The organism is Flavobacterium beibuense, from assembly GCF_004151245.1.
GTDB lineage: Bacteria > Bacteroidota > Bacteroidia > Flavobacteriales > Flavobacteriaceae > Flavobacterium > Flavobacterium beibuense_A.
The window spans coordinates 1-26,066 of sequence record NZ_JUIW01000001.1 but is presented as its reverse complement, the minus strand read 5'-3'; the positions used below and the strand labels follow the sequence as shown (position 1 = coordinate 26,066).

At 36.5% G+C, this 26,066-nt stretch carries 25 protein-coding genes and 1 tRNA gene; 11 read left to right on the top strand and 15 right to left on the bottom strand.

Features of this window, described 5'->3' with window-relative positions:
- Window positions 1-93 precede the first annotated feature (93 nt).
- The gene (locus NU09_RS00130) at window positions 94-495 is read right to left on the bottom strand and encodes a helix-turn-helix domain-containing protein (RefSeq protein WP_129749222.1); all 402 of its coding nucleotides are present in this window, start codon (window positions 493-495) and stop codon (window positions 94-96) included.
- Between the two features lie 173 nt (window positions 496-668).
- On the opposite strand from NU09_RS00130, the gene NU09_RS00125 reads away from it, so the two are divergent.
- From NU09_RS00125 to NU09_RS00115, 3 genes are read left to right on the top strand one after another with little or no spacing between them, the layout of a single operon-like run.
- Window positions 669-1,577, top strand: a complete 909-nt coding sequence (locus NU09_RS00125; protein WP_129749221.1) for a hypothetical protein — start codon at window positions 669-671, stop codon at window positions 1,575-1,577.
- Complete coding sequence (locus tag NU09_RS00120) at window positions 1,564-1,935, top strand: hypothetical protein (RefSeq protein ID WP_129749220.1); 372 nt, start codon at window positions 1,564-1,566, stop codon at window positions 1,933-1,935. The genes NU09_RS00125 and NU09_RS00120 overlap by 14 nt, the downstream gene beginning before the upstream one ends.
- A 7-nt stretch (window positions 1,936-1,942) precedes the next feature.
- Window positions 1,943-2,296: a hypothetical protein gene (locus NU09_RS00115; protein ID WP_129749219.1), complete on the top strand. Its 354-nt coding sequence runs from the start codon at window positions 1,943-1,945 to the stop codon at window positions 2,294-2,296.
- A 329-nt stretch (window positions 2,297-2,625) separates the two neighbouring features.
- Here NU09_RS00115 and NU09_RS00110 read toward each other — a convergent pair whose 3' ends face one another.
- The 4 genes from NU09_RS00110 to NU09_RS00095 all read right to left on the bottom strand — a co-directional run bounded on the left by NU09_RS00110 (window position 2,626) and on the right by NU09_RS00095 (window position 6,942).
- Window positions 2,626-3,582 carry a bacteriophage abortive infection AbiH family protein gene (locus tag NU09_RS00110; RefSeq protein ID WP_129749218.1) on the bottom strand — a complete coding sequence of 319 codons (957 nt, stop codon included), beginning with the start codon at window positions 3,580-3,582 and terminating at the stop codon, window positions 2,626-2,628.
- Between the two features lie 717 nt (window positions 3,583-4,299).
- The gene (locus NU09_RS00105) at window positions 4,300-5,343 is read right to left on the bottom strand and encodes a DUF932 domain-containing protein (protein ID WP_129749217.1); all 1,044 of its coding nucleotides are present in this window, start codon (window positions 5,341-5,343) and stop codon (window positions 4,300-4,302) included.
- Between the two features lie 554 nt (window positions 5,344-5,897).
- Entirely contained in the window at window positions 5,898-6,209 is a 312-nt protein-coding gene (locus tag NU09_RS00100) for a DUF6922 domain-containing protein (RefSeq protein WP_165357625.1), read from the bottom strand.
- 40 nt (window positions 6,210-6,249) lie between these two features.
- Window positions 6,250-6,942 carry a nucleotidyl transferase AbiEii/AbiGii toxin family protein gene (locus NU09_RS00095; RefSeq protein ID WP_165357624.1) on the bottom strand — a complete coding sequence of 231 codons (693 nt, stop codon included), beginning with the start codon at window positions 6,940-6,942 and terminating at the stop codon, window positions 6,250-6,252.
- A 216-nt stretch (window positions 6,943-7,158) separates the two neighbouring features.
- Between NU09_RS00095 and mobA the strand changes: the two genes are divergently transcribed.
- Window positions 7,159-7,590 carry a conjugal transfer protein MobA gene (mobA, locus tag NU09_RS00090; protein ID WP_129749215.1) on the top strand — a complete coding sequence of 144 codons (432 nt, stop codon included), beginning with the start codon at window positions 7,159-7,161 and terminating at the stop codon, window positions 7,588-7,590.
- Between the two features lie 3 nt (window positions 7,591-7,593).
- A complete protein-coding gene (gene mobB, locus NU09_RS00085; protein WP_129749214.1) occupies window positions 7,594-8,865 on the top strand; it encodes a conjugal transfer protein MobB in 1,272 nt (423 codons plus the stop codon).
- 238 nt (window positions 8,866-9,103) lie between these two features.
- Here mobB and NU09_RS00080 read toward each other — a convergent pair whose 3' ends face one another.
- The gene (locus NU09_RS00080) at window positions 9,104-9,988 is read right to left on the bottom strand and encodes a hypothetical protein (protein ID WP_129749213.1); all 885 of its coding nucleotides are present in this window, start codon (window positions 9,986-9,988) and stop codon (window positions 9,104-9,106) included.
- A gap of 222 nt (window positions 9,989-10,210) precedes the next feature.
- On the opposite strand from NU09_RS00080, the gene NU09_RS00075 reads away from it, so the two are divergent.
- Window positions 10,211-10,411 carry a hypothetical protein gene (locus tag NU09_RS00075; RefSeq protein WP_129749212.1) on the top strand — a complete coding sequence of 67 codons (201 nt, stop codon included), beginning with the start codon at window positions 10,211-10,213 and terminating at the stop codon, window positions 10,409-10,411.
- Window positions 10,395-11,918 (top strand): recombinase family protein, encoded by a 1,524-nt coding sequence (locus tag NU09_RS00070; protein ID WP_129749211.1) that lies wholly within the window; start codon window positions 10,395-10,397, stop codon window positions 11,916-11,918. Before NU09_RS00075 ends, NU09_RS00070 begins: the two co-directional genes overlap by 17 nt.
- Here NU09_RS00070 and NU09_RS00065 read toward each other — a convergent pair.
- The 6 genes from NU09_RS00065 to NU09_RS00040 all read right to left on the bottom strand — a co-directional run bounded on the left by NU09_RS00065 (window position 11,909) and on the right by NU09_RS00040 (window position 17,824).
- A tRNA-Val gene (locus tag NU09_RS00065) sits at window positions 11,909-11,983 on the bottom strand. The genes NU09_RS00070 and NU09_RS00065 overlap by 10 nt on opposite strands.
- Window positions 11,984-12,075: 92 nt before the next feature.
- Window positions 12,076-13,290 carry a bifunctional folylpolyglutamate synthase/dihydrofolate synthase gene (locus NU09_RS00060; protein WP_129749600.1) on the bottom strand — a complete coding sequence of 405 codons (1,215 nt, stop codon included), beginning with the start codon at window positions 13,288-13,290 and terminating at the stop codon, window positions 12,076-12,078.
- 58 nt (window positions 13,291-13,348) lie between these two features.
- The gene (locus NU09_RS00055; RefSeq protein WP_129749210.1) at window positions 13,349-14,575 is read right to left on the bottom strand and encodes a Glu/Leu/Phe/Val dehydrogenase dimerization domain-containing protein; all 1,227 of its coding nucleotides are present in this window, start codon (window positions 14,573-14,575) and stop codon (window positions 13,349-13,351) included.
- A 67-nt stretch (window positions 14,576-14,642) separates the two neighbouring features.
- On the bottom strand, window positions 14,643-16,670 hold the full coding sequence (locus NU09_RS00050; protein ID WP_129749209.1) for a tetratricopeptide repeat-containing sensor histidine kinase: 2,028 nt from the start codon (window positions 16,668-16,670) through the stop codon (window positions 14,643-14,645).
- Window positions 16,671-16,732: 62 nt separating this feature from the next.
- Window positions 16,733-16,912: a hypothetical protein gene (locus NU09_RS00045; protein WP_129749208.1), complete on the bottom strand. Its 180-nt coding sequence runs from the start codon at window positions 16,910-16,912 to the stop codon at window positions 16,733-16,735.
- Window positions 16,913-17,101: 189 nt separating this feature from the next.
- Window positions 17,102-17,824 (bottom strand): LytR/AlgR family response regulator transcription factor, encoded by a 723-nt coding sequence (locus tag NU09_RS00040; RefSeq protein WP_129749207.1) that lies wholly within the window; start codon window positions 17,822-17,824, stop codon window positions 17,102-17,104.
- Between the two features lie 105 nt (window positions 17,825-17,929).
- Here NU09_RS00040 and NU09_RS00035 point away from each other — a divergent pair, with 105 nt between their 5' ends.
- A complete protein-coding gene (locus tag NU09_RS00035; protein ID WP_129749206.1) occupies window positions 17,930-18,592 on the top strand; it encodes a response regulator in 663 nt (220 codons plus the stop codon).
- On the opposite strand, the gene NU09_RS00030 is transcribed toward NU09_RS00035, so the two are convergent.
- Entirely contained in the window at window positions 18,589-19,659 is a 1,071-nt protein-coding gene (locus NU09_RS00030; RefSeq protein ID WP_129749205.1) for an anhydro-N-acetylmuramic acid kinase, read from the bottom strand. The genes NU09_RS00035 and NU09_RS00030 overlap by 4 nt on opposite strands.
- Window positions 19,660-19,754: 95 nt before the next feature.
- Between NU09_RS00030 and NU09_RS00025 the strand changes: the two genes are divergently transcribed.
- The 3 genes from NU09_RS00025 to NU09_RS00015 all read left to right on the top strand — a co-directional run bounded on the left by NU09_RS00025 (window position 19,755) and on the right by NU09_RS00015 (window position 24,076).
- Window positions 19,755-20,897 carry an acyl-CoA dehydrogenase gene (locus tag NU09_RS00025; protein WP_129749204.1) on the top strand — a complete coding sequence of 381 codons (1,143 nt, stop codon included), beginning with the start codon at window positions 19,755-19,757 and terminating at the stop codon, window positions 20,895-20,897.
- A 363-nt stretch (window positions 20,898-21,260) separates the two neighbouring features.
- On the top strand, window positions 21,261-21,599 hold the full coding sequence (locus NU09_RS00020) for a helix-turn-helix domain-containing protein (RefSeq protein ID WP_129749203.1): 339 nt from the start codon (window positions 21,261-21,263) through the stop codon (window positions 21,597-21,599).
- A gap of 83 nt (window positions 21,600-21,682) precedes the next feature.
- Complete coding sequence (locus NU09_RS00015) at window positions 21,683-24,076, top strand: ATP-binding protein (RefSeq protein WP_129749202.1); 2,394 nt, start codon at window positions 21,683-21,685, stop codon at window positions 24,074-24,076.
- Here the strand turns inward: NU09_RS00015 and NU09_RS00010 are convergent.
- Together NU09_RS00010 and NU09_RS00005 are read right to left on the bottom strand one after the other, a co-directional pair.
- The gene (locus NU09_RS00010) at window positions 24,073-25,413 is read right to left on the bottom strand and encodes a sigma-54-dependent transcriptional regulator (protein WP_129749201.1); all 1,341 of its coding nucleotides are present in this window, start codon (window positions 25,411-25,413) and stop codon (window positions 24,073-24,075) included. The two genes, NU09_RS00015 and NU09_RS00010, sit on opposite strands and share 4 nt — an antisense overlap.
- A gap of 135 nt (window positions 25,414-25,548) precedes the next feature.
- Window positions 25,549-25,851, bottom strand: a complete 303-nt coding sequence (locus tag NU09_RS00005; protein WP_129749200.1) for a hypothetical protein — start codon at window positions 25,849-25,851, stop codon at window positions 25,549-25,551.
- Between the last annotated feature and the right edge of the window lie 215 nt (window positions 25,852-26,066).

Below are 26,066 nucleotides of genomic sequence, written 5' to 3'. Positions count from 1 at the left end.
GCCGTGAAATTGTCTGGAATTGTACCATAGAAAAAGTATTATTAACAATATCGAGAAGCCAATGAGTCTGATACCATAGATAATCTTTAAGTGTTACTTATTAACTAACTTCTCTAAGTAAGCTACTTTATCTTTCTCAGCCTGTAGTAACCTTTCGTAAAGCTTTTCTTTTTCCTCAAATAAAGAAATAACCTTATCTATAGGATTAATGGTACACAAATAATTATTGTTATTTGAACTGCTATCCTGGAATGTATTATTTATGATATTAAATACTGCCTCCTCAGAAAACTTTCTGATCGCTTCAGCACTTACACCTAAAACTTCGGCAATCTTATCTAGCATGTTATCTTCAATACTTTCGCTATTCTCAAAATTAGAAACAGCCTGTTGGCTTATTCCTAACGCAATTGCTAGTGCTTCCTGTTTCATACCGCGAAGTTCACGTATACGGCTAATTTTTCTTCCTATGTGGTTTTTTGTAGGTGTGTCCATAATTCAAAAGTATTGAAAATTCTGTAAGCTATTTATTAGTTGGTAAAATACAAGCTAAAAGTGGTAAAGTACAACACGCTGTGGTTCGGTACCTTACCATAACTTCTTTACTTGCCATGTATAAAACAAAAATAAGCTTTTTCACTTAATGTTCAATTAAAAAAGTTTCAGTTATGCAAGAGCAGGTTATAAAAAATGACAATGATTTTACTGAAGACAAAGGGCTTCAGTTCGTTAAATCGTTCCTTATGGACAATTTACAACTCTCCGGTTTGTACTGTTTCGGTATCCACCACAAAAACAAAATGTACAGCAATGCCATTAGCGGAGAGGTAAAAACCAGGCAACACACCCATTACTATTTACTGGTGTACACGATACACAGTAAGGAGAACGCAGTGGCCGACCTTAGCGACATCATCAAAAAGAAAAGCAAAGGACAGTACACCGTCACGCTGTTTATACACAAAGCGACTACTGTTAGGCAGCTTACCGCCGAAAGTAAGTATTTCTATTATCATGCCATGCACAAGGGCATCAACCTTTATGAACACGATGTTGTACCTCCCTGCATTGCCTTTGAGCAAGAACCTCAGCGTAATGTAAAGCACATAAAAGCGTACTGGCACAATCGCAACCGTGTTTCGGAAGTGTTCCTGCAATCCCAAGGCATGGTAGACGGCATTGACACCGAACCGGTACAGGAAGCCATGATGCAGGTTGCGATGGAAAACACGGCACTGGCACTTATCAATACTTTTCTGGGCTACCGACCCATTCATTTTAACCTCGGTTATCTGTTTGATATCTGTTCGCTGTTCTGCACCCTGGTAAGAGAGTTTTTTCCAAGGAATTCCCAAGAGGAAATCAAAATGTTTGAGCTGCTCTCCAAGCACATCAGCAAACTTAGGAGCGCCCACCTCGGCCCAATGGATTTTGTAAGCACGGAACTATTGCAACGCAGGTGCCGACTTTTCCATGAAAAAGCTACCGTCCTGATTGAGTCGGAAATCGAGAGGCTTGAAAAGCTTGCTAAAGAGAATAAACAACAATCTAAAAATGAAAGTGATGGAAACGAATGACAGTAAAAATCCCGAAAGCGATATATCGCTGACCAAACGATTGGAGCAAATAGGACTTCCTATTTATATGCTGACTGATTCTGAAGGCTATGAATGTAAGCTCCGTTACAGTAACTACTTTGATGTATTTATCGTCATTGAAGATCTTATTGAAATCTCGCTACACGCGCTGTATAATTCAGAGTCCGAAAACAGCGGATTTGTTAGTCATCCCACCCGACACCTTGTGAGTGTACTTGAGTTAATTAAGCAACTGCTTCCCGGAGATACCGGACAAACATTAAAGGAACTCAATGACTATCTCAATGCCAAAAAAGAAGAGTTCCGTAAAGAAATAGATTCTCACCCCATTAAATAGTACAATTATGGAAATTAAAAAATTACAGGAACTGGAAGTTTTTGCTTCCCTCCTAACCAAAGCAACGGAGTTTAATATGCTCAAACCGTATCATAACCGCGAGGATATGTATACGGCCAAACTGTTCTTTAGTGGTTACAATGATCTTAATCTGGCTGTTATGGATATTGTAAAAGTATGTATTACCGCCTTATATGCTATGGAAGAAAGCGGTGATGACAGGAAGTTGGCTTCGGCACTTACTATTGCCGAAGTACTTCAAATAGCCCTTGACCTTATGCCGATGGAAGAATCGCAGCTATTGGATAATTGTTACAAATTACATTTGAAATTGAAAGAAAAAGAGGCTGAAAGTGAATGAAGACTAAAAAATGTTTGGCTTTTATCTGTAAAAATCGACTTCGGAGATTTTTTAGCCCCCTGCGCAAGGGCAAGTTGTTTTGAGCAGCTGAAAGCATTTCGAGCAGCTCAAAACACAACTTGCTACCATCACGCGATGGTAATTTAAAATAATCATCAACTGGAAAGGGCTTCGCGCCCTTTTACTTTTATGTAAAAGCATAAAACCTTAAAAGCATAAAAGAAGGTATATAAATGCTTAGTAAATTTAAAAGCTTTTTTATAAAAAATAGTACCTGAAAAGAAAGTAACCGTTTAGACAATATTAAACTGGCAATATGCCTCGTTTTTTTATTCAAATAATTTAAATTGAATATCTTCAATTTTTAATAAATCACAGTGTTTATAATCTTGTAGATGTTTAGCTACATTGAGTTCATCCATTACTTTTTCAGCTAATTGTTTATCTCTGTCGGAGAAGTAAAACAGTGTCCATTTTGAATCTGTATGAATAGATTCTGATATCTTTTTAAAGTATGGAAAATCGATATCATTATAGGAATGACCTAGAACAAAAACTTCATTGATATTTGAAAGGGAGTTGAAAAAACCTGAGTGATTATGTATAACGTCTTCCGTGTGTTTCTTCATTTTGTCATAAAATGCGCTGACCGCATTTTCGGCAAATTTTTCATGCCCGACTTCGCTTGATTCGATATTACCATCTTCGTCGTAGGTTAAGAATGCATTCTCATCACTATATAATGCTTTCTTCACATTAAAATCTTCAGAGTTTTTCCCGTGGCCAAAAATCAGTTCTTCCCCTGTTTTATTGTGAATGTGCAAAATATTTGCACATTTTATATTATATACTTTTTCTAAAACCTCTGTGTAATTGAACGTTATAAAATGTGCTGATTTATCTAATACATATTTTGGTAATACTTGTGAGATTTCTAGCGATTTAATCCAATCTTCGAAACCGGAACGTATGCTATCTAACAAATCATCACACTCTTGTTCTATGTATATCTGAGCATCATACCAATCACCATCTCTAAATTCATCAGATGCAAAATTTGGGGTATTCTCACCTATTATTTCTGTTAGTGAATCATAATCTATATCGCTTTCTAAACTAGTTTCGAAATCGGACCATAGTTCTGAATCTGAACCTGTGTAATAAAATTTTTGCATCGCTTCTAAAACATCTTCTCTATTTGCTTCGAGGTAATTCCCGAAATCAGAATATTTACAGTCGATTCCATGACCAATATCGAATCCATTCCCTAATATAAATAATTTCATATATGTGCTAAATAATTATTGTGAACGGCACGGTTTATTACAATGAGGTCTAACGTTTAGCAGCGAACGAAAGCTGAGTATTCTCTGTTACCGGAGTGGAAGTTATGAAAAATTTTCGAACGCGAACTAATTTTAAATCCTTTTAAAAAAAATACTACCTGAAAAGAAAGTGATCGTTAGGGCAATTGCTAAACTGGCAACATTCTTTGACAGTAAAAATAAAATCATGAAAAGTATGTTTACATAAATGTAAGCAGCTCAATTACTTAAGAGCAGCCTCGTGGGCTGCCCGCGCGTAAAAAAAATCCTTAAATCCATATTTTAAACTAGGGCATCTTCCATGGAAATAGTCTAGTCAAATTATATTTTTAAGAGTTATTACATTAACAATATGTTTACAACGAGACGTGCATAGCAACATATATGTACAAGCGTAATGCAGTATTTCCAGACGGGCGTATTGCCAGCATTATCTATTTGCGTAGCTACGTACATACATACATACATACATACATACATACATACATAAATTTCAACAGTTTTACTAATGTATAAATGTAACTATGTAATTATGCAGCCATGTAACAGCGTATAAAGGTATAAGTGTAAACACATACGCCTGCGCGTCTATTTTCTTAATTGTTTGTAAACTATTATATAAGTAAGCATGTGCCTATAAATATAAACAGCCCCGTAAAACGGAGCTGCTATTAACTATTAGTTAAGTATCAGGGCAGCTGTTCCGCTTTTAGCAAAATCCCCGCAAAGGTCAAAGGCTTTCTGCCCCCGCGCCTGTGCCGTACCACCCAAACAGATGCTTTTGAGTTTGTCCTCGCCCTTCTTAAAGCTGCGAACATTTTGGTAGTAGCCCGTAACGGCATTGTATGCGCCAAACAAGGTGCCTTTAGTGGTAGCCATAGTTTGGGTATCGTCTGCCATTGCATACTCGAAGGCAGCATCACAGGCATTTTTGTACATGGTTGAAAGTTCCTCCTTAGCCCCTCTTTTTAAGAGGTTGTAGGTTTCTTTGTTGGGGCAAAGCGCTAACTGTATCAACTGTTTTACCTGTTTATCTTCAATGCGCACATTAGCCCACTGGTTAAAAATGCACTCTAACTGTATTGATAGGTTATCGGCAACGCCCATAACTTTGTGCGCCTGCTCCAAACGTTCCTTAGCCCCTGCGGTGTGACGTATACGCACTACGTTGGTGGCGGTTTTCATTGCCGCATTTAATGTATTTGAGCAAACAACCCTTACAGGGGTAAACGCTGCCGTAATTGAACCGCTGCCATCGTGGGAGGTGGTCAGGAAAATATACTTTTGTGTTACATCATCGCCATTGCCCACACGAATATAGCCGGGCAGCTTAGCGGTAATAAAAATGCGTTCCCCTTTGCCGAGTGCGCCTGCGGTCTCATACAATATGTCCTCGCCACCACCTACAATGGCATCGAAGAAAGCGAATGCATCCGCATTTTGCACGATTTGATAATCTTTGCCCACCACGCCAAAAATGGCTTTAGTATCGGTGCGCATCGTGGCGAACTGGTCAGGGATTGGAAAACTCTCGAAAAGCCCTGTACCTTTTGCAAAAATCGGGGCTTTTGCCACTTCATAGTCTAAGCCTGCAAAGGCTATCGCTTCACGGCTTGTGGGATAGTTTTCTACTATCTGTCCCAACCCATGCCATGCAGGCTGCTTTACGCTCATAAAGGCGTGCTGTCCTGTTGCTGTGTTGAAATTTAAATTATGTGCCATAATTTTTGAGTTTAATAATGATACAACTGTTTTGTATCTCCTTCCAATTCCCTAATCTGATACAGTCCTACTATGCTTGCGCTCCGCATAACTTTTTCCCAAAAAGAAAACCGAAAAAAGAAAGCAATAACAAGGTGCAGGCAATGCGGAAAAAGCAAAAGGAAACGGAATAAGTCCCAAGGGGTGGGTTTGTGAGTGAGCGAGCAAAGCCATTATGCCGTAGTCTTTTGTCTTTTTTTGGATTGACAGCAATACCTTCGCTTGCTTTTATCGGTTTACTTGGGAAAAGTTTCTTTTCTAAACCTATAAAAGCCAATTCATGCCATAAATCGCCGGAAGCGATTTACTGATTATATCGATAGTTATCTTTGATTGAAATACTGGAAGAAACACAGAGAAAGGCGATGAACATCCAACAGATGGCCACACAACATTTCGTTATTGCATCGGTCTAAAAGCAGCAGAAACTATAAATTCTTTATGCAACTTAAACCTTCTAAAATCAATAACAGCAAAAAAAAACAGAATGAAATAGGGCAATTTCAATTACAGTATCAGATCCAATGGTAAGGTTTATCTTTACGGTTTATGTAACAATACATTTGTTCTCTGGTGAGTTCAGGGAAGAACTTAATAGCATTTGCAATACCAAAATCAGGCATAAAGTAAATTTCTTCTTTAAGGGCTTTAATAACCCTTTCATAACCGTAGAAACGCACCAGTTCATCAACCTCTTTTTGTTCACCACGCTCAACAATCCTTTCGATAACCATTTTATATGCCTCTTCCCAGTCGATTTTCTCGTACTTGTACTCCCAAAAGAATTTGGGATGGAAATTAGGTATTATGGCATCTGAATTTTTCATAGATGTAAAAATACTGATTTTTATACAGGATAACAAGTGGTTAAATCTTAAACCCCCTGCGTTTATTATTACCGGGCTTAATGCCGTAATCTTCTTTCCTAACCGGTTCAAATAGCGTCCTGATATTAATCTTTGCGTGCCACAACCGTTCAATTATCTTTTCCCACTCTTCTTTTTTTCCCGGGAAATATTCCATGATTTGTTTAGAAGAAACGTTGTTAAAGTCGTTAATGGCATTACGGGCTCCTATCGGATTAGCACCGTATTTCCTCGCGTAGCCTTCGAGATAGACTACCAATGGATTATACTCTAATAATTGATACATATCCACAAAATCCTTGATTCGTCTTCCACTTTGTGCAATAGCAAGTAGCTTCATTGCACCTATGTCTTCTAGAGAAACCAACCGGACATCCTCTACGGTCTCAAAGGGCTTTAGGTAAGGATATTGGTGTGAAATTAAATCAACCTTGATATCATCAATAAATGTCATGACAGAATTTTTAAAAACGTGAGCCGACTGGGCATTATAATTGTCTTCGAGGTAGATATGCAGTTCTTTAGCATCAAATCCATCCTGCCTGAATAAATCAATATCCACACTCAGGCGGTGGCCGATTTTAAGGCTTAACGCCGTGCCGCCAACCAATACAAAATCCTTAAGTACTTCATCTTTCATCAGCCTTTGCATGAGTTCCCACATAGCAGGGCTTACCGTATTTTTATGTAGCATAACGTAAACTTTTCCGCAAATAGCCTGAAAAGAAACTTTGATATACATTGTTGTCTAATTACGGCAGCATTTGGCTGGCAACGGCATTAATGCGATACTCTATACTGAATCCTTATGAAAGACAGATAGTGCCAAATAAGGGAAATAATAGTCCCTTTCTGCTTTAACTGGCATACAAAAACTATATTCACCGCTATTTGATATCAGAAAATATAGATGGAAGGAAATAGTTCTTATAAAAAGCATAAAGGCGGCAGGCATCCCAAAGGTGACCCTGCTACGTTCCGTTATTCCATCAGCCTGACTGCTGTGGAAAATGCAAAGTTCCTGACCTTATTTGAACAATCGGGCATGAAAGTGATGGCACATTTTATCACTGCCTGTATTTTCCAAAAAAAGATTACTACTGTCAAAATTGATAAAGCAGCAATGGACTATCACGTGAAGCTGACGGGGCTATTTGCACAGTTCCGGGCTATTGGTGTCAACTACAACCAACTTATTAAGATCCTGTACAGCAATTTTACCGAAAAAAAGGCCGCAGCTGCTTTATACAAACTGGAAAAGCAAACCATTGAACTTGTTGCCATTAGTAAAAAGATCATTGAGCTTACCACCGAATTTGAAGCGAACCATCTGAATAAGTAAGCTATGGTTGCAAAGATTGGCAGGGGCAAGAGTTTGTTTGGTGCGTTATCCTACAACATGGATAAAGTAAAGAGCAATACCGCTACTGTATTGGCAGGCCAGAAAATTATTGGATCCCCGGATGGCACCTTTACCACTGCTCAAATCTCAAATTCATTCCAGGCATACCTTGCTGCTAATAGAAAGACAGAAAAACCAGTAGTGCATATTTCAATTAATCCTGACCCCGGCGACAAAGTAAGCAACAACGACTACAAAGCTATAGCCAAAGACTATATGGAGAAAATGGGCTATGGCAAACAACCTTTCATTATATTTATACACAATGATATTGAGCGTAGCCATATTCATATTGTAACGGTCTGTGTAGATGAAGAAGGCAGGAAAATCTCCGATGCTTTTGAAAAAAGAAAATCTATGGCAGCCTGTAGGGAATTGGAGCATAACTACAACTTGAAAAGTGCTGTTGAAAAAAAGCAAAACCGAACAGAACCTATTTTTAAGCCAGTCAACTATAAAGCAGGTGATGTCAAAAGCCAGATGGCAGCCGTCATCCGTTACCTCCCGAAATATTATCAATATACAACGCTCGGCACCTACAATGCGCTACTTTCATTGTTCAATATTACCACTGAAGAAGTTAAAGGCCAATACAATGGGATAGCCCGTCAGGGACTGGTCTATTTTGCGCTGAATGAAAAAGGAGAAAAAGCAAGCAATCCATTTAAGGCGTCGCTATTTGGAAAAGGTGCTGGTTATACTGAAATGCAATCTCACTTTACCGCGTCTAGAGCGCATATGCAAAACAGCCCCAGCAGGTTAACCCTAAATTCTACTGTTGAAAAAGCAATACTGGCGACTAAAAATGAAACGGAATTTAAGAATGGCTTAAGAGAAGCGGGTATCAATACGGTTGTTCGCCGGACAGCCGATAACCGAATCTATGGGATCACGTTCATTGACCATCAATCCCGTTCGGTATGGAATGGGTTGCAGCTTGCTAAGAATTTAAGTGCGGCTGTTTTCAATGAATGGTGGAATAATGGCATCAAACCTGAAATCCAGTTGCAAAATCAGAGCGATGTGAAATCAGCCAATATTAATCCGATGATAAAACAAAGTCCATTATCTGAAAATGAAAAAACAAACCCCAATCTGTCGGAAGTTGCCAACACTCTCTCCGATATTTTTAGTGGTCTATTGCCGCAAACTCAAGGCGAAGATCATGAAGAAGAAGCATTTGCACGGCAAATGAAAAAGAAGTCAAAAGGATGAGGAGATAGACGGACTATCTCACGAAAACAGCCTGCCGTTTTGCAGCGGAGCGACTAAGGAGCATTGTTGTAAATTGGCAATGCTAAACTAAAAACTAAAAGGCTTTCCCGACGAAGGAAGGGAGTGCCTTTTGGTTTTCAATACTATTATCAATAAGAACTAATTACAACATATATGAACAGAGAAAATTTATTGTATTATTATCTCTCTCTTCTGACTAAAGGAGCTTGCAAAGTATTTAGCCTAGCAGAACATACTGATCAATATTAAAATGATCTTTTAGATAGTATTCTATCAAAATCCCCAGTTTTTTATAATCTTCACTTTCTAAATTTTTCCTATTTATTTTTTCAGAAAAATGAAATTCCGATAAGAAATCTATATCTGTCCAAAAATTAAGCTTGCTCTCTAAGCAAATTTTTTCTACTGTTCTAAAAGTTTTTATTGCACTATATTTTTTATTATCATCTGCATTTATATTATTAAAAAAACTCATAATATTAAAACCATTGTTTTCAAGTGATTCAGGTTGGCTGTGAAATGCCACTTTTAATGTATCGTCATAGGTATAGCAATGATTATCTTTATCATTAATAATTTTGTGTGGCTTAACACCAATCGTGTTAGAAAAAATTAAATCATCGATATAGCTTTTACTATGATAAGTACCGTCGTAAATGTCGTAATTGAATCTACCTGGCATACTATGATGTATAGAGAAATTAAAATCGTCTAATTCAGATTTTGTATGAAAAAGCGGAGCTAAGTAAAAAGCCTCTTCCGATTGAGATAGATTAAATAACATATTATGCTGAATGTGTATATCTTGTACTGTCTTCGCAGAGCTATTTTTATGTAATTTAAATGAATAAAATGAAGTGTAAGGAATAGTTAGGGCTTTTCTAGCTTTCTTGTATTTACCCGTATATGTGGTATCAAAAAAAGCACTCCTTTTGAATTGTATGAAGATCGGTTTTAAATAATGTACTTCACCATCATAGCCTAATTTTTTTTCCTCACTACTTGAAACACGACTTATTCTCAACTTAAATTTTGGATAAAACTGTCTTAGCACAGCATTTAAAGCTGATATAAAATCCTCTTCTATAAATGGTTTATTCATCTTAATAATTTTAGATTAATATATAATGATATAAGTTTACAAGATATATAAATATTACAATTTAGATTATAACTGCTATAAGATTTTAAACACCTTTGAGAGGACATAAAAAGTCATACAATTCCAGAAGTAGACGATTGGTCTCTTTCACTAAAATAGATACCTACATTCAATATGATGCTGCGGAATTAGTAGCGCTGATATAATCAATGGAGGTGAGATATGAAAGAGCAAAAGCAGGAAAAAGTTACGATTTTCCGAAAAACATTATATGGATTTTCGGAAAATCCACAGTCAACTACATGTAAAATACATGATATTAATACTGAAATTGAGCAACATAAAGAACAAGATTTTGTAAATTTGATGGTTGACATCATTGTCGCTATGACACTAAAACAATTATATGAAGAGGGCGATTAGATATTTAAGGTTTAGCCAGCTTGGGCAAAGCAACGGTTCTATTGAAAGGCAGGAAATGTATACTGACCAATACCTACAATACAACAATATCCAACTGGTGGATACTTTTATTGACAGAGGTAAAAGTGCCAAGACTTTTGACAGACCCGACTTCATAAAATTACAGGCATTTATAGCCAAGCACTACAAATCGGTAGACTACCTACTAGTTGACCAGCTTGACCGCTTTAGCCGTGATGCGGGCGAAGCCATGAACATGGTAAAACAGTTCCAAAGAAAATACAGCATACAAATCATTAGCGTTACCGAAGGGATTATTTTCGACTACGATACGCCGGGAAGCTTTTTCAGGGCAGGCCTACAATTATTGCTTGCCGAAGAGGACAATATTAACCGCAGTATAAAAGTGCGTGGTGGCATCTATACAGCCCGTGCAAAAGAAGGCCGTTTCCTGACCCGGGAAAAACCTTTCGGCTACGTAAAAGTTGGGGAAGGCAAACAACGCCACCTCGAAGTAAATGAACTTGAAGCAAAGGTGGTGCGCCAAATCTATGATATGTTCCTGCGGGATGTTCCGTTGTATAAAATCAAGGAAGCAGCTTACGAAATGGGATTTGACAGAAAAGGCAATATGGCTGTAGAACGCGTATTGGCTAACCCTGTTTATGCCGGACTTGTACGGGTTGAACCATTCAAAGATCTACCGGGAGGACTTTTCCCTGCCGTACATGAGCCTATTATTGATAAGGCGACTTGGCAGATGGTACAATCCAAAATGAAAATAGCGGACAAGGTTAAAGTGGTTGTTGATGATGAAATACCATTGAGAGGTGTAGTGAAATGCCATTGCGGCGTACCCCTTACAGGTGCGCCTTCAAGAGGTAAATCCGGTAAATATTTTTACTACTACAAATGCAAGCATTCAAAACATAATAACATTAGTGCTGTCAAAGCACATGAACAGTTTCTGAATGCCTGCAACCTCATGAGTATTCCTGAAAAGAAAATAAAAGAAATCCGAAACGGCTGTTATACTTCTCTTGAAGAGGAAATGAAAACCAATAGGAAAAAGGCCATTGAGAAGAACCGTGAACTACAAGAAGTAAAGCAACGCTTACACGCTGTTGAAGAAAAATGGTTTAAAGATGAAATAAACAAAGATACCTATGACAGGTGGTATTCAACATATAGCGACCATATATTAAACCTTACAGCTGCCATAGAGAGGTTGAGTATAAATCCGAATAAAGCTTTTGAATTACTGGATAACAATCTTGATATGCTGAGCGATGTACGATATATCTATGACAAGGCTACAACATTACAGAAACGTGAGTTTGTAAACAAGGTGTTCGACGGCAATTTGTACTATCAGGAAGGTATCTATCGAACACCTACAATGCTCGACCTACTATCTCATAATGCCAGTAAAATGGAGGAAAAGGGGTACTTGATATACAATAAAAAAAGGGATAATCTTTCGACTATCCCTAAAAGTGGGCGATGAGGGATTCGAACCCCCGACCCTCTCGGTGTAAACGAGATGCTCTGAACCAACTGAGCTAATCGCCCGATATGTCTGCAATTTCGTCCCTTGCTTAGTTCCTTATTGCGAGTGCAAATATAGACCGTTTTTTTGTATTTGCAAACATTATTTTAAAAAATTATAAAATTTCTGCTACCACAAATGTGCTTCCTCCCGCATAAATAAAGTCATTTTTACCCGCATCATTCAATGCACTTTTATAAGCATCTGCAACAGAAGCATATACTTTACCCTTCAAATCAAACTTAGCAAATTCTTGCTGAAGAATATTTGCATCGAGCCCACGCATTAAATTTGGCTTGCAAAAATAATAAATCGCATTTTTTGGCATTAAGGGTAAAATTTCGGTTAGGTCTTTGTCGTTTAACACCCCGAAAACTATCCTTAAAACATCGAATTTTTGCTTTGCAATCTGATTAATCACAATTTTAAGCCCGTCTGCATTATGAGCCGTGTCGCAAACCACCATCGGGTCATGTTGCAGTATTTGCCATCTGCCCATAAACCCTGTGTTCTTTACAACATTTAAAAAGCCATCTTTAATATTCGCATCACTTATACTAAAGTGATTGTTTAAAACATTTAAGGCTGCTAAAACAGTTTTCTTATTTTTTTGCTGATAATCACCCGTAAGATCCGATTCATATTCCGGAAAGTCCTTATCAGAAGCAAAAGTGATATCGGCATTCATTTCCTTTGCTTTGGTTTCAAAAACCACTTTAGTTTCGGACTTATACTCCCCTACAATCACAGGAACATTGTTTTTAATTATACCCGCCTTTTCATAAGCTATCTTTTCCAGGGTATCACCCAAAAACTGCATGTGATCGAAACCTATATTGGTAATAACCGAAACCAATGGCTTAATGATGTTGGTAGAATCCAGCCTTCCTCCCATCCCGGTTTCTATAACAGCTACATCAACTTTCTCTTTAGTGAAATAATCGAAAGCCAGGCCAACGGTCATCTCAAAAAAGCTAAGATGATTCTCTTCAAAAAAAACTTTGTTTTTCTCCATAAAGCTGCAAACAAACTCTTCGGAGATATCTTCCCCGTTAATCTTTATGCGCTCCCTGAAATCCTTAAGGTGCGGCGAGGTATACAACCCGACTTTGTAGCCCGCTTCCTGCAATATTGAAGCCAGCATATTAGACACCGAACCTTTTCCGTTGGTACCGGCCACATGTATCGATTTAAATCCGTTTTCAGGATTTTTTAAATGTTTGGCCAGTAATACTGTATTAGTAAGGTCTTTTTTAAAGGCAGATGCTCCCTGAGTCTGATACATGGGCAGCTGCTTAAACATCCATTCTATAGTTTGCTGATAGGTCATAATAAAAAAATGACAGATAAAGATATCTGTCATTAAATGTATAAATTTTATTGATGTATTATACCAGTTGCTTTAAAGCTATTTCAAAAGCAGTATTGCTTATATTAAGCTTAGAGCTGTTTTGCTCGTGTACTCTTTCAATTGCTTTTTTAATTGTTTCCGATGTATCATTAAATACAGCCTCATCTGTCATACCTACTTTTTTCTCCATGAAGTAAGCAAATACCCTTGCCATACCACAGTTAGAAATAAAGTCAGGAATTAAGCTCACTTTACTGTCTGTCTCCTCCATAATAGGACCAAAGAAAATTTCCTTATCTGCAAACGGAACGTTAGCACCACAAGAAATAACCTCAAGACCAGCAGCAATCATATTATCTAACTGCTCTTTTGTTACCAGTCTTGATGCTGCACAAGGTGTAAATATCTCTGCACCTATTTTCCATATTTTCTCATTGATTTCCTCAAACGGAATCATGTTATCAGCTACAAGCTTGTTACCGTCCTTATTAAGGAAAAGCTCTCTTATTTCTTCAAAAGTAAATCCGTTCTCATTTAGAAGTCCTCCGTCACGGTCTATAATACCTACAACTTTAGCTCCCATTTTTGCAAGGTAGAAAGCAGCAGCAGAACCTACGTTACCAAAGCCCTGAACGATTGCTTTTTTACCTTTTACATCACCTCCGTAAATAGAGTAGAAATGACGTACAGCTTCTGCAACACCATAACCTGTAATCATATCGGCTACAGTATATTTTTTATCAACGTCCGGAGAGAAAGCAGGGTTTTCAATTACTTTAATAACACCTTGTCTTAACTGACCGATACGGTTAATCTTATCTGCCTCGCTTGGTTTAAAGTGTCCGTTAAACACACCTTCCTGCGGATGCCATACACCACACTCCTCAGTCATTGGGATTACTTCATGTATTTCGTCAACATTAAGGTCACCACCCGTACCATAGTAGCTTTTTAATAATGGAGAAACCGCTTTATACCAACGTTGTAAAACGCCTTTTTTTCTTGGATCTGCCGGATCAAAATTTATTCCCGATTTAGCTCCGCCAATAGCAGGGCCAGAAACCGTAAATTTAACTTCCATAGTTTTTGCAAGAGAAAGCACTTCATTCATATCAAGCCCTTTTCTCATTCTGGTACCTCCACCGGCTGCACCACCTCTAAGTGAATTAATCACTGTCCATCCCTCTGCTTCTGTTTCAGAGTCTTTCCAGTTAAAAACTATTTCAGGTTGTTTATTTTCGTATTTCTTTAATAAATCTTTCATTCGTTGAACATTTTTAAATCGGCACAAATATATAAAACAAATAAATGAGAATTCTCTATTTATCTTATTAATTAGGGAAGACAATCTTAATTTTTGAACCCTGCCCCGGAGAAGAAAGTATATCCAGTTTTCCGTTAAGTACAGAAGTTCTTTTTCTAAGATTCCTTAAACCTATACCTCCCTTAACTTTTTCAGGATCAAAGCCAATACCATCGTCTTTAATATAAATGCTTATTGCATTGCCATTTTTATTAATTTCTACCATAGCATTTTGGGCAACACTATACTTATTAATATTCTGCAGCCCTTCCTGAATAATCCTGTATACATTTACTTTTTGAATGTTTGGCATATCATCCCAGTTAATGGTACCATCTACAGCAACATCAAAAGCAGTTTTAAATTTATTCTTCTGACTCATAACAAGCGACTCCAAAACATCTTTAAAACTCTTATCCTGAAATACCGCATTACGGCTAAGATCATGCGAAACGCTTCTTATTTCACTCTCTACCGTTTGCAGCTGTTTTATGTATTCTTTTCTCTTAACTACAGATTCATCATCCGATTTTCTGTTTATAAACTCCAGATTCAGCCTAACCGCATATATATTATTAAGTATACCGTCATGCAACTCCATAGCTATACGACTCTTCTCCTCTTCCCTTGCCTTGTCAATTTTGTTTTGCTGCTCGAACATCAGCTGGTAGATCTCCTCATTGGCCTTTTGATGTTCCTGTTCCAGTAATAGTTTTTTGTTCCTGGAGTTCAGGTAGTAAATAATGAAGACCGCACCAATAAACAGCATAACCATAGCAGAGACACCTATTATAAAACCATTACGTTTTACCAGTGCTTCTTTTTCATCCTGAAGCCTGTCAGTCTCATACTCTATACGGGCAAATTTATCTCTGTTTTCCTGCGCCACTAATTGTAAACTGTCGCTAACAGCCTTATAATTGGAATAATAAAGATCAGAACGCTTTTTGTCAATTAAAGCCAATTTATCTAACGCCTTGAGTATATCGTCTCCGCTTTTAAGTTCTTTAGCATTATGGTAGGCCTCCTTTAAATAGTCTACAGCAAGTACTGTATCTTTTTTATAGGCATAAAATTCCCCTAACTTTATTTCACTCGATATAATACCATAAGCATTACTGATACTGTCTCTAATTTTAAAAGACTTCAGAAAGTTTGCTTCCACATCCCTCATATCCCCTTTTTTAAATTTGGCATAAGCAAGATGGTTTAGTAGTTTAGCATATAAGGAAGCGAAATCTTTTTCGGATATAAGTTTAAGTGCATTGCTATACAAATCAATAGCTTTATCATACTCTTCCATATCCACATATACCTCACCCCAATTGTTGTAACAACTGGCCCTGTAGTAATTAATATATTCCTGACTGTAGCCCGCTTTAGAAAAAGACTCTATCTGCCTCATAGCAAACTCATAATATTCTATAGCCTGAGAATACATTTTTTGCCCCGCAAGCGCGGCCGCAATAAGATTATGGCAGTTATACAGATCGATAACATCTTTACCCTGCAAAAGCGCCAAAGCTCTTACAGCTTCGGTTTCACATAACTGATATTCACCACTATTGTAATAAATATAAGCCTTATAAAGTTTACTCCTCCCAAGGCCATCATAATCATGAAGTTTCTGATATAATTTTTCCGACTGGGTATAATAAGCAAATGCGCTGTCCCGTTCAGATTTTCCATGGTAGAAAATACTCCCCATGAGATACATAACTTCAGCCGAATTAAGACTATCCTTTGCTTTAGTATACAAGTAAAGACTTTTTCGTCCCGAAATTAGCGCATCATCATAAAAATCAGAATTGTAATACCCTTTACATGCCCTGTGATAAAATTTAGGCAAACTATCCTCAATCGGATAATCCTTTACTTTTATCATTACAGAATCAAGATATACTTTCTTTATACTGCTATCTGTGGCATCATCTGCTTTTTTAAAGAAACTGTGTATTGTATTATCTTCTATAGACAATTCTTCTTCCCTATCCTTACAGGAAATAACAAGGATAAAAAAAACGAGAAAGAAGAATATTTTTTGGTAGTTGTTCAAAATTTTTGAGGCAGTAGTTGTTATTACTACTTCCTCAAAAATAATATATTTTTTTAACTTATTTAGTTTCTGCCTGCCGGTGGTTTCGGAAGCTCGATATCTCCATTATCTACTGGGGTTGGAGTTAGTGTTAACGTGGTATCTGCAGATGTATCTTCTAATGCGCTGTCATCTGTTGAACAAGATACTGCTGTTAAACCAACAAAAGCGATAAGACCTAAAGTAAGAAGTGATTTTTTCATGGTGTTAAATTTTTTTAAATTGGATAGGGTTTTTTAAATTTTTTAATTAATTCTGTTTTGCTTATTTGTTTATTTCTGAAGCAAAACTAAGCGAGAAAACGCTACCTATCACCATGATTTACAGCAGTTTTAGTGAATGACACCCCCATACGAGTAACTCGACCGATTTGAAGGGTAAAATGCTGTTTTTTATAAATTCTCGGGAGCAATCTTTCGGATAATAGTATCAATATTATCCTTAAATGTTTTAGAAAACGAGATAGACACATCGCTGTTATTTAAATAACATAGTGCCTTACCTGTATTAATTCTTGAAATATAATTACTGTTTACTATATAGCTATTATGGATCCTGAAGAAGAAAAATGGCAGGTTTGCCTCATAATGCTTAAGTGTTTTATAAGCCGTAAGCTTTTTACCGTTTTGCAGATAAAAGTCAGTTGTATTATTATCAGCCTTAAGATATACAATATCATTAAGCGAGATAAACTGATAGTCACCGTATGATTTAATACATATAGTATCTCTTGATGCCAACGGACTTGTTTTTTCAAAACGCAGTAAAGCTTTTCTTAATTCAAAATGATTAAGTGGCTTTAACAAATAATCAGAAACACCTGCTTTAATAGCATCGTATGCAAACTTTGTATTGGAAGTCGTTATTACAAAATAAGGAAGCGTGTCAATATACTGATGCAGCTCTGTAATAATGGAAAGGGACAGTTGTGATTTTTTATTTTTAGGGGAAACTTCAAGAAATACCAATAACGGCTGTAACTCAAGTATTTTGTTTACAGCCTCATCCTTACTACTCGCCACCCCTGCACAAAAATATTCAGGAAAACCCTCAAGCTGCGCCAGCGTGTCTTTCGCGCTAATATCTTCGTCTATTATTAGATATGAATATTGCACCTATCCTGAAAATGTTAAAATAACCACGGCAATATATTAAATTTGATTTAGGACATTTACGGTTTAACCGTAATTTTTGTTAAATTTGTCCTAATAGATTTGTATATGCAGAGAGATTTAAAAATTCTTATCGTTGACGACCACCCCATGACGGTTAACGGTTACATCAATGTTTTATCAGATGAAAACATTGAGGGGCATAATCTTATATTCACTAAAGCACTGGACTGCAAACAGGCTTACGACCTTATTACCAGCCAGCATTTCGACATTGCTTACCTCGATCTTAGCCTACCCCCATATGAAGAAAAAAACATAACATCGGGCTTTGATTTAGGTGTGCTTATTCGAAAAACCATTACAGACTGTGTTATTATTATACTAACAATGCACAGCGAGGCGTCTTTAGTTGACCGTTTGATTAAAGATATTAATCCGGAAGGTATTTTATGTAAAAGCGACATTGATATTGATGAGTTTGTAAATGCCTTCAAGATAATTTTTGACGGCGAAAAATACATGAGTAACAAAATCATGAAATCGCTAAGAGATAAAGACTTTGACAAGTACAACCTCGACAGCTACGACAGACAGATACTCATGAGGCTTAGTGAAGGAATACTTACAAAAAACATCCCCAACTACGTACCACTTTCCCTAAGCGCCATCGAAAAACGAAAGGCAAACCTCAAAAACATGTTTCTTGAAGGAACCAGTGGAGACGATCACGACCTCATTGAAGCCATAAAGAAAATAGGCATTATTTAATCCCCAAACACAATCCCCGAACTATGATCCCTACTAGCCCCCGTTACACTGGAAAGCACATTCACCTCTCCTCTTAGCTTTAACACACCAAGCAAGGCAAAAATAAGCGCCTCCTTATATTGTATCGTTTTATCATCAGGAATAACGACAGTATTCTCCGGTAATAAATCCCCGAGACTTTTTACAAGGAAAGCATTATAGGCCCCGCCACCGGTAACAAGCAATTTACCTGTAGGCATATCTTTGAGCACGTTGCTTATCTGTAGCGCAACATGCTTAGTAAACGTATGCATTTTATCTTGTATACTATCATTATAACTTTCCATTAAAGGGAGCAATACCTCTTTCACATATTCAAAACCTAACGACTTAGGAAAAGGCATACTATAAAACTCTAAAGCATTAAGTTTATTAAACAGTTCAGGAATCATTTTTCCTCCGGCAGCTATTTTCCCTCCATCATCATAAGGTAACCCAAGACTGTTTGCATAGTAATTTAGCACCGTATTTACAGCACATATATCAAACGCGAGACGCTTACCGTTATCCTCAAAAGAAATGTTGGAAAATCCACCCAGGTTAAGACAATAAGTGTAGTCTGCAAACAAAAGCCTATCACCTATAGGAACAAGCGGAGCACCCTGCCCTCCCATTTTTACATCCTGCACCCTAAAGTCGCAAACTACGGTCTCATTAACTATATCGGCAATTTCTTTTTTATTACCTATTTGCAATGTAAGCCCGTTAGCAGGTTGATGCAAAATTGTATGTCCATGAGAACAAACCGCATCCAGGTCTTTTATTGCATTATCTTCAATAAAGGTTTTTATAATACTTGCTAAAAGCAAAGTATATTCAGTATTTAATCTTGCTAATTCGTCATCAGTATAATTTACAGCTTCTTTTAATTGCTTAACCCACTCATCACTATAGGCAACTGTTTGACATTCAGAAATAGTATAAGACCATTTACCATTATTAACAGCAAAAATAATGTGTGCCAAATCAACCCCGTCAAGCGAAGTTCCCGACATAATCCCTAAAACGTTGTAGTTTTCTCCAATCATGCGCTAAAATTAAACATTGATATTGAAAAATTCACATTAAATAACTACTTTTGGGCGCAAATAAACAAAATTACAACATTACAATTTAGATAGTTATGGATTTTAAACTTACCGAAGAGCATCTGATGATTCAGCAGGCAGCCAGGGATTTTGCCCAAAATGAATTACTTCCTGGTGTTATTGAAAGAGACGAGAAACAAATTTTCCCTGCTGAGCAAATTAAAAAAATGGGAGAACTTGGTTTTCTTGGTATGATGGTTGACCCAAAATACGGAGGTAGCGGACTTGACACCCTGTCTTATGTAATTGCAATGGAGGAAATCTCTAAAGTTGATGCTTCTGCTTCAGTTGTTATGTCGGTAAATAACTCTCTTGTATGCTGGGGCCTTGAAACTTTTGGTACCGAAGAGCAAAAACAAAAATACCTTACACGCCTGGCATCAGGTGAAATTATAGGTGCATTTTGCCTTTCAGAGCCGGAAGCAGGTAGTGACGCTACTTCACAAAAGACAACAGCTATAGACAAAGGAGACCATTACTTACTAAACGGTACTAAAAACTGGATTACAAACGGAAGCACTGCTGATGTTTATTTAGTTATTGCTCAAACTGATATCGAAAAAAGACACAGAGGTATTAACGCCTTAATTGTTGAGAAAGGCATGCCTGGTTTTGAAATAGGTGCAAAAGAGCAAAAACTTGGTATCCGCGGATCTGACACACATTCATTAATGTTTACCGACGTAAAAGTTCCTAAAGAAAACAGGATAGGTGAAGACGGATTCGGTTTCAAATTTGCAATGAAAACACTTGCAGGAGGAAGAATCGGTATCGCTTCTCAGGCATTAGGTATTGCTTCAGGAGCTTACGAACTTGCCCTTAAATACTCACAGGAAAGAAAAGCTTTTGGTACAGAAATATGTAATCACCAGGCTATTGCTTTTAAACTGGCCGATATGGCAGTACAAATTGAGGCTGCCCGTCACCTTTGTATGAAAGCAGCGTGGGATAAAGACAACCACAACAACTACGATCTAAGTGGGGCAATGGCTAAGCTTTATGCTTCTCAGGTAGCAATGGATACTGCTGTTGAAGCAGTACAGATACATGGTGGTAACGGATATGTAAAAGAATATCATGTAGAAAGATTTATGCGTGATGCTAAAATCACTCAGATTTATGAAGGAACATCTGAAATTCAGAAAATTGTAATTTCAAGATCCATTCTTTCAAAATAATCTTTTCAAATAAATAAACAAAAAAGCCGGCTTGAAGCCGGCTTTTTTTATATTATAATGCTTAAAAATTCAATTGTTAAAAAAATAATCTAAAATATAACTATCATTTTTTAACTATATATTTACTTTTTAACGGGAAAAATATGCTTTACATCGATTATTTAGGGTAAGCTTTCCTCTACGAACTCATCTTTTCTATTTTTATAAAATAAATGTAGCTTAACCCAAGTTATAATACTAAAAGGAGTTACGGTTTTGCACACCTTACTGCAATATTTTATAGCATTTTAAAAAAGCTTATTTATAACCATCAAACGAACAAACTTGAATATTAGTTATAATTTAATTATTGCCAACTAAACCATGAACGTAATAGGCCAAAAAATTAAGAAACTTAGAGAAGAAAAAGGAATCACACAAGAAGCCATGGCTATCCATCTTGATGTAACACAAAGTAACTACGGAAGATTGGAAAAGGATGACAGAAGATTAAATGTAGTAAAGCTTTTAAAAATTGTTCAGATTCTTGACGTAAACATTAACTACCTGTTCAATGAGATAATCAGCGAGACTGAACCGGGAGAAGATATGTTTAACCAAGCTAATAAAGAAGTTTACGAAATATTAGTAGAAAGCCTTAAGGCAGAAATACAACACCTTAAAGAAGAAATAAACTTCTTAAGAGTAATTGTAAAAAGCTAATATATTCTTAAAAAATACTTCTTTATACTTTATACTGCCTGAGAGCGTTTTAATTTAGATACTTTAATTGGTATCTTTATTATATGGCGCATCAAACAAAATCAGTAAAATATAAAGTCATAACCGGGTACCTGCTGCTTTTTATATTTGCAGTACTTGCGGTATGGTTCGTTTATACCGAAATATCAAAAGCAGCATCTAAAAACATTACGGGAAATGACAACACAAAAGTCATTCAGATAAGTAATGTAATCACTAATCTTTATGCATCAGAGGCATTAGGCAGGACAGCTATGCTTACAGGTGAGGAAAGTGATTATAACATCTATTCCAAACTAATTGACAGTATAGGTAAAGACATCGACATCTTAAAACAAGAAGCCGATCCCGCTCAAACCGCAAAATTTGACTCTATACAATTACTTATAAATCAAAAGAGAATTAGTGTAAATAGTATTATAAAGTACCGTAATACAAACAATCCTCAAAATTTATACGAAAAGGGCAAGGAACAAATAAAGGAAACAAAAGAATCCCTTGTTAGTAAAGCCAAACCATTAAAACCGGAAGAAAGGTATGAATGGAGTAAAGTTGTAAACGCAGCCCTTACTCCTAAAATGCTTGACTCTATAAGAAAATTTGCCTCAAACGATTCACTTACCATAGCTTACAATAAGGTCGTAAACAAAATGATTAATGATGACCTTGCCCAACGCAGGAAACTCAATCAGAAAGAACAGATCTTACTGGAGGAAAACCGCATTATTACCGAGCAGCTCAGGGTTATACTTTCTTCTGTAGAGAATGAAATCCTTCAAAAATCGTATCGCAAAATTACCGACTCTCAGGCGGCCATTTCTTCAACTCTTGACAAAATGGCCTGGATAGGCGGAGCGGCACTACTTATAATAATACTGTTTGCATGGATTATTATAAATGACCTGACCAAGAGCCAGGAATACCGTACTCAGCTGGAACTGTTAAATACAGAAAATGAGAAACTGTTGCGAAGTAAAACAATGCTTATGGCTACTGTTACACACGATTTACAGACACCATTAGGGAGTATTATAGGTTTTTCAGACCTGATTGACAATTCAGATATAAACCCGAAACAAAAACAATATCTTCAAAACATTAAAGAGTCAGCCGACTATATACTAAAACTGGTTAGCGACCTTGTGGACTTCTCCAAGCTTGAAAACAACCGTATCACAATTGAAGACTCTTCTTTTAACCTAAAAACACTCATTGAAAATACATGCAGAACCCTGGAGCATTCGGCAGAAAATAAAAGCATTGAGCTTAACTGGGATGTGGAAGATGACCTTGATACCACAATTATTTCCGACCCTTACAGAATAAAACAGGTACTCACCAACCTTATCAGTAATGCCATAAAATTTACTAACGAGGGATCGGTAGAAGTAACTGCTGTGAAAAAAAATGAGAGTATACAAATATGTGTAGTCGATACAGGTATTGGTATTGCAAAAGAAAGTCAGTCTAATGTTTTCAAGGAATTTACACAGGCAAATCCGGGTATTGAGAAAAAATTTGGAGGAACAGGTCTTGGATTAACCATTTCAAGAAGGATAATTGAGCTTCTTGGAGGAACAATTGATTTGGAAAGTGAAGAAGGAAAAGGATCGGTATTTACCATAATTATTCCTTATATAAAAGGTATTCGATCTACGATTGATACAACAAACGAAGAGGATACATCCTATTCTTACATAAAGGACAAAAAAATACTTTTAGTGGATGATGACAAAACACAACTATCACTACTTAAAGAAGTATTCACAGATAAAAAGGCTATTGTAACTATTGAGATTAATGCTTTAGCTGTTCCTGATATAGTTACAAAATCCAATTTTGACATCATTCTAACCGATATACAAATGCCGGGTATAGATGGTTTTGAATTACTGGAAAGATTACAGGAAAGTGATTTTAATCTTCCTATTATAGCCCTATCAGGAAGAAAGGATTTGACAGACGAATATTTTAAAGAAAAGGGCTTTACTGCATTTCATGCTAAACCGGTTAATGTAAACCAACTGTTGGCATTGGTGTCAAATATATTTGGCGACAATAAAATCATACACAAAGAAACACAGGAAATCGAAAATCTAAACAGACCGTTATATGATTTAAAAAGCCTTTCACAATTTACCCAAAATGATCCTGAATCACTTAAAATGATTATTGAAACTTTTATTCAAAGTTCAATTGAAAACTGTACACATCTAAATGAAGCTTTGTCAGAAATGAATGAGCAAAAGGTTATAGAAGTATCACACAAAATGATACCAATGCTAAAACAAATTGAAGCTTTCCATATATCTGAAGTATTAGATACTCTGGAAGAACGACATTACAGTGGAGACTGGAATAAAATTCAGTTACAGATATACAATGTATGCAACAGCATTGACGTATTATTGGAGAAGCTTAGAACAGAAATCGCCTAAAGATCTATATTATACAACTTAAGCTTATTGTAAAGAGTTTTTCTGTCAATATCTAACAGTTTAGCTGCTTTAGACTTATTATTATTTGTCCTTTCAAGTGCCTTGCGTATCGCTTCCTCCTCGCTGATATTAGAATAATCAGATTGTATATCCTCATTAGCAGCCTGCTCCATTTCGGGAGGCAAAACATCTAATGTTATGGCAGTGCCTCTGGTTAATAATACCGAACGCTTAATGATATTCTTCATTTCCCTAAGATTGCCCGGCCAAGCATAACTCAAAAACAAATCAATAACATTCTGATCGAAACGTTCTACATCCTTTTCAAGTTCATCATTAGCCTGCGCCAGAAAATGATTCGCAAACATCATTATATCTTCTTTACGCTCCTTAAGCTTAGGCACACGAATACAAAACTCATTAAGCCTGTGGTAAAGATCTTCTCTAAAGTCACCGCGCTTAACAGCCTCGTTTAAATCTTCATTCGTAGCCGCAACTACACGTATATCTACATGTACCTCATTATTACTACCTACGGGCTTTATTTTACGTTCCTGAAGCGCTCGTAACAGCTGAACCTGTACTTCATAAGAAAGGTTCCCTACTTCATCCAGAAAAAGTGTTCCTCCGTTAGCAGCTTCAAAATGACCTGTCTTATCAGTTACTGCACCGGTAAAAGATCCTTTTAAATGTCCGAAAAATTCACTTGAAGCAAGTTCTTTGGGTATGGCGCCACAGTCTACAGCAATAAAAGGCTTATCAGCTCTCTTACTTTGCAGGTGTATTGACTGTGCAATATATTCTTTTCCTGTACCACTGTCTCCTATTATCAGAACAGACATGTTAGTTGGCGCTACAAGATTTATATGATCATGCAGCTTCGCAGAATCGTTACTGATACCTTTTACAAAATTTAATAGTGAAGAGGAGCTCTTTACTGTATTGGCTTTTGAAGAGGATGCATTTTTATTTTCTGATTTTAAAAGTGCCTGTTGTATTGTATAAAGTATTTCATCAGGGTTTATAGGTTTACCTACATAATCATAGGCTCCCAATTTCATAGCATTAACAGCTGTTTTAATATCTGTATATCCTGTCATTAAAATAACCTGAGTTTTTAAGGATAATTGCTTAACATTTTTAAGTATCTCAAGTCCATCACTATCCGGAAGGCGGATATCAGTTAATACAATATCAAAAAAGCCCTTATTAAGTTCCTGGAGAGCATCATTACCATTAAAAGCATTTACTACTTCATATCCTCTTTTTTGCAAAAAGGTTTTAAGCATTATGCAGAAAGCAGTATCGTCGTCAACAACCAGAATTTTTATACTCATCTAATTAAAATCTATAGGCACAAATTTAATGCTTTTGCTATCTTTAAAGTGTTAATAAAAACAAAAGGAGATGAATTAACATCTCCTTCTGTCGAAGAATTTACCAGATTCTTCAAATCACCTTACTATATATTTTTAAGCCTCTTTCACAAACTCACCTGTAGCTTTGTAAAATGCTGTTACTTTATTTCCTTCTTTTGACAAAACAACTTTATATTCTGCATCCTCCGAAACAAATGCTTCAGTTAGAGAATACCCAGCATATTTAGCACTTATCGATTTTAACACGTCAGCAGGAACTTGTGAAACACCTATCTTCTTATATTCCTTTTCCTGATTAATCTCAAAAACATTTGAGTAACAAGGCACACAAGTTGTCGCTCCTACAGATAATGTAAGAGAGAATAATACTGCTAATAATAAATTTTTCTTTTTCATAGCTGTTTTATCAGTCAGACATTTATACAAATGAAAGAATCATACCAAAATAAAAAAGAAACACCAACACATATTAAACAATTGAAAAACAATCAATTAAATTTAATATAGAAATAAAACAATTGATTTAAAGTGTGGAAATACACAAAAAAAGTGTAGAATTTCTACACTTTTTTTGTGTATTAAAAACGCGTACAAAACAAAAAACCCTATCC

Coding starts and splice junctions, on each gene's coding strand:
- NU09_RS00130 (WP_129749222.1), bottom strand. CDS start 495: ATGGACACACCTACAAAAAACCACATAGGAAGAAAAATTAGCCGTATA.
- NU09_RS00125 (WP_129749221.1), top strand. CDS start 669: ATGCAAGAGCAGGTTATAAAAAATGACAATGATTTTACTGAAGACAAA.
- NU09_RS00120 (WP_129749220.1), top strand. CDS start 1,564: ATGGAAACGAATGACAGTAAAAATCCCGAAAGCGATATATCGCTGACC.
- NU09_RS00115 (WP_129749219.1), top strand. CDS start 1,943: ATGGAAATTAAAAAATTACAGGAACTGGAAGTTTTTGCTTCCCTCCTA.
- NU09_RS00110 (WP_129749218.1), bottom strand. CDS start 3,582: ATGAAATTATTTATATTAGGGAATGGATTCGATATTGGTCATGGAATC.
- NU09_RS00105 (WP_129749217.1), bottom strand. CDS start 5,343: ATGGCACATAATTTAAATTTCAACACAGCAACAGGACAGCACGCCTTT.
- NU09_RS00100 (WP_165357625.1), bottom strand. CDS start 6,209: ATGAAAAATTCAGATGCCATAATACCTAATTTCCATCCCAAATTCTTT.
- NU09_RS00095 (WP_165357624.1), bottom strand. CDS start 6,942: ATGCTACATAAAAATACGGTAAGCCCTGCTATGTGGGAACTCATGCAA.
- mobA (WP_129749215.1), top strand. CDS start 7,159: ATGGAAGGAAATAGTTCTTATAAAAAGCATAAAGGCGGCAGGCATCCC.
- mobB (WP_129749214.1), top strand. CDS start 7,594: ATGGTTGCAAAGATTGGCAGGGGCAAGAGTTTGTTTGGTGCGTTATCC.
- NU09_RS00080 (WP_129749213.1), bottom strand. CDS start 9,988: ATGAATAAACCATTTATAGAAGAGGATTTTATATCAGCTTTAAATGCT.
- NU09_RS00075 (WP_129749212.1), top strand. CDS start 10,211: ATGAAAGAGCAAAAGCAGGAAAAAGTTACGATTTTCCGAAAAACATTA.
- NU09_RS00070 (WP_129749211.1), top strand. CDS start 10,395: ATGAAGAGGGCGATTAGATATTTAAGGTTTAGCCAGCTTGGGCAAAGC.
- NU09_RS00060 (WP_129749600.1), bottom strand. CDS start 13,290: ATGACCTATCAGCAAACTATAGAATGGATGTTTAAGCAGCTGCCCATG.
- NU09_RS00055 (WP_129749210.1), bottom strand. CDS start 14,575: ATGAAAGATTTATTAAAGAAATACGAAAATAAACAACCTGAAATAGTT.
- NU09_RS00045 (WP_129749208.1), bottom strand. CDS start 16,912: ATGAAAAAATCACTTCTTACTTTAGGTCTTATCGCTTTTGTTGGTTTA.
- NU09_RS00035 (WP_129749206.1), top strand. CDS start 17,930: ATGCAGAGAGATTTAAAAATTCTTATCGTTGACGACCACCCCATGACG.
- NU09_RS00030 (WP_129749205.1), bottom strand. CDS start 19,659: ATGATTGGAGAAAACTACAACGTTTTAGGGATTATGTCGGGAACTTCG.
- NU09_RS00025 (WP_129749204.1), top strand. CDS start 19,755: ATGGATTTTAAACTTACCGAAGAGCATCTGATGATTCAGCAGGCAGCC.
- NU09_RS00020 (WP_129749203.1), top strand. CDS start 21,261: ATGAACGTAATAGGCCAAAAAATTAAGAAACTTAGAGAAGAAAAAGGA.
- NU09_RS00015 (WP_129749202.1), top strand. CDS start 21,683: ATGGCGCATCAAACAAAATCAGTAAAATATAAAGTCATAACCGGGTAC.
- NU09_RS00010 (WP_129749201.1), bottom strand. CDS start 25,413: ATGAGTATAAAAATTCTGGTTGTTGACGACGATACTGCTTTCTGCATA.
- NU09_RS00005 (WP_129749200.1), bottom strand. CDS start 25,851: ATGAAAAAGAAAAATTTATTATTAGCAGTATTATTCTCTCTTACATTA.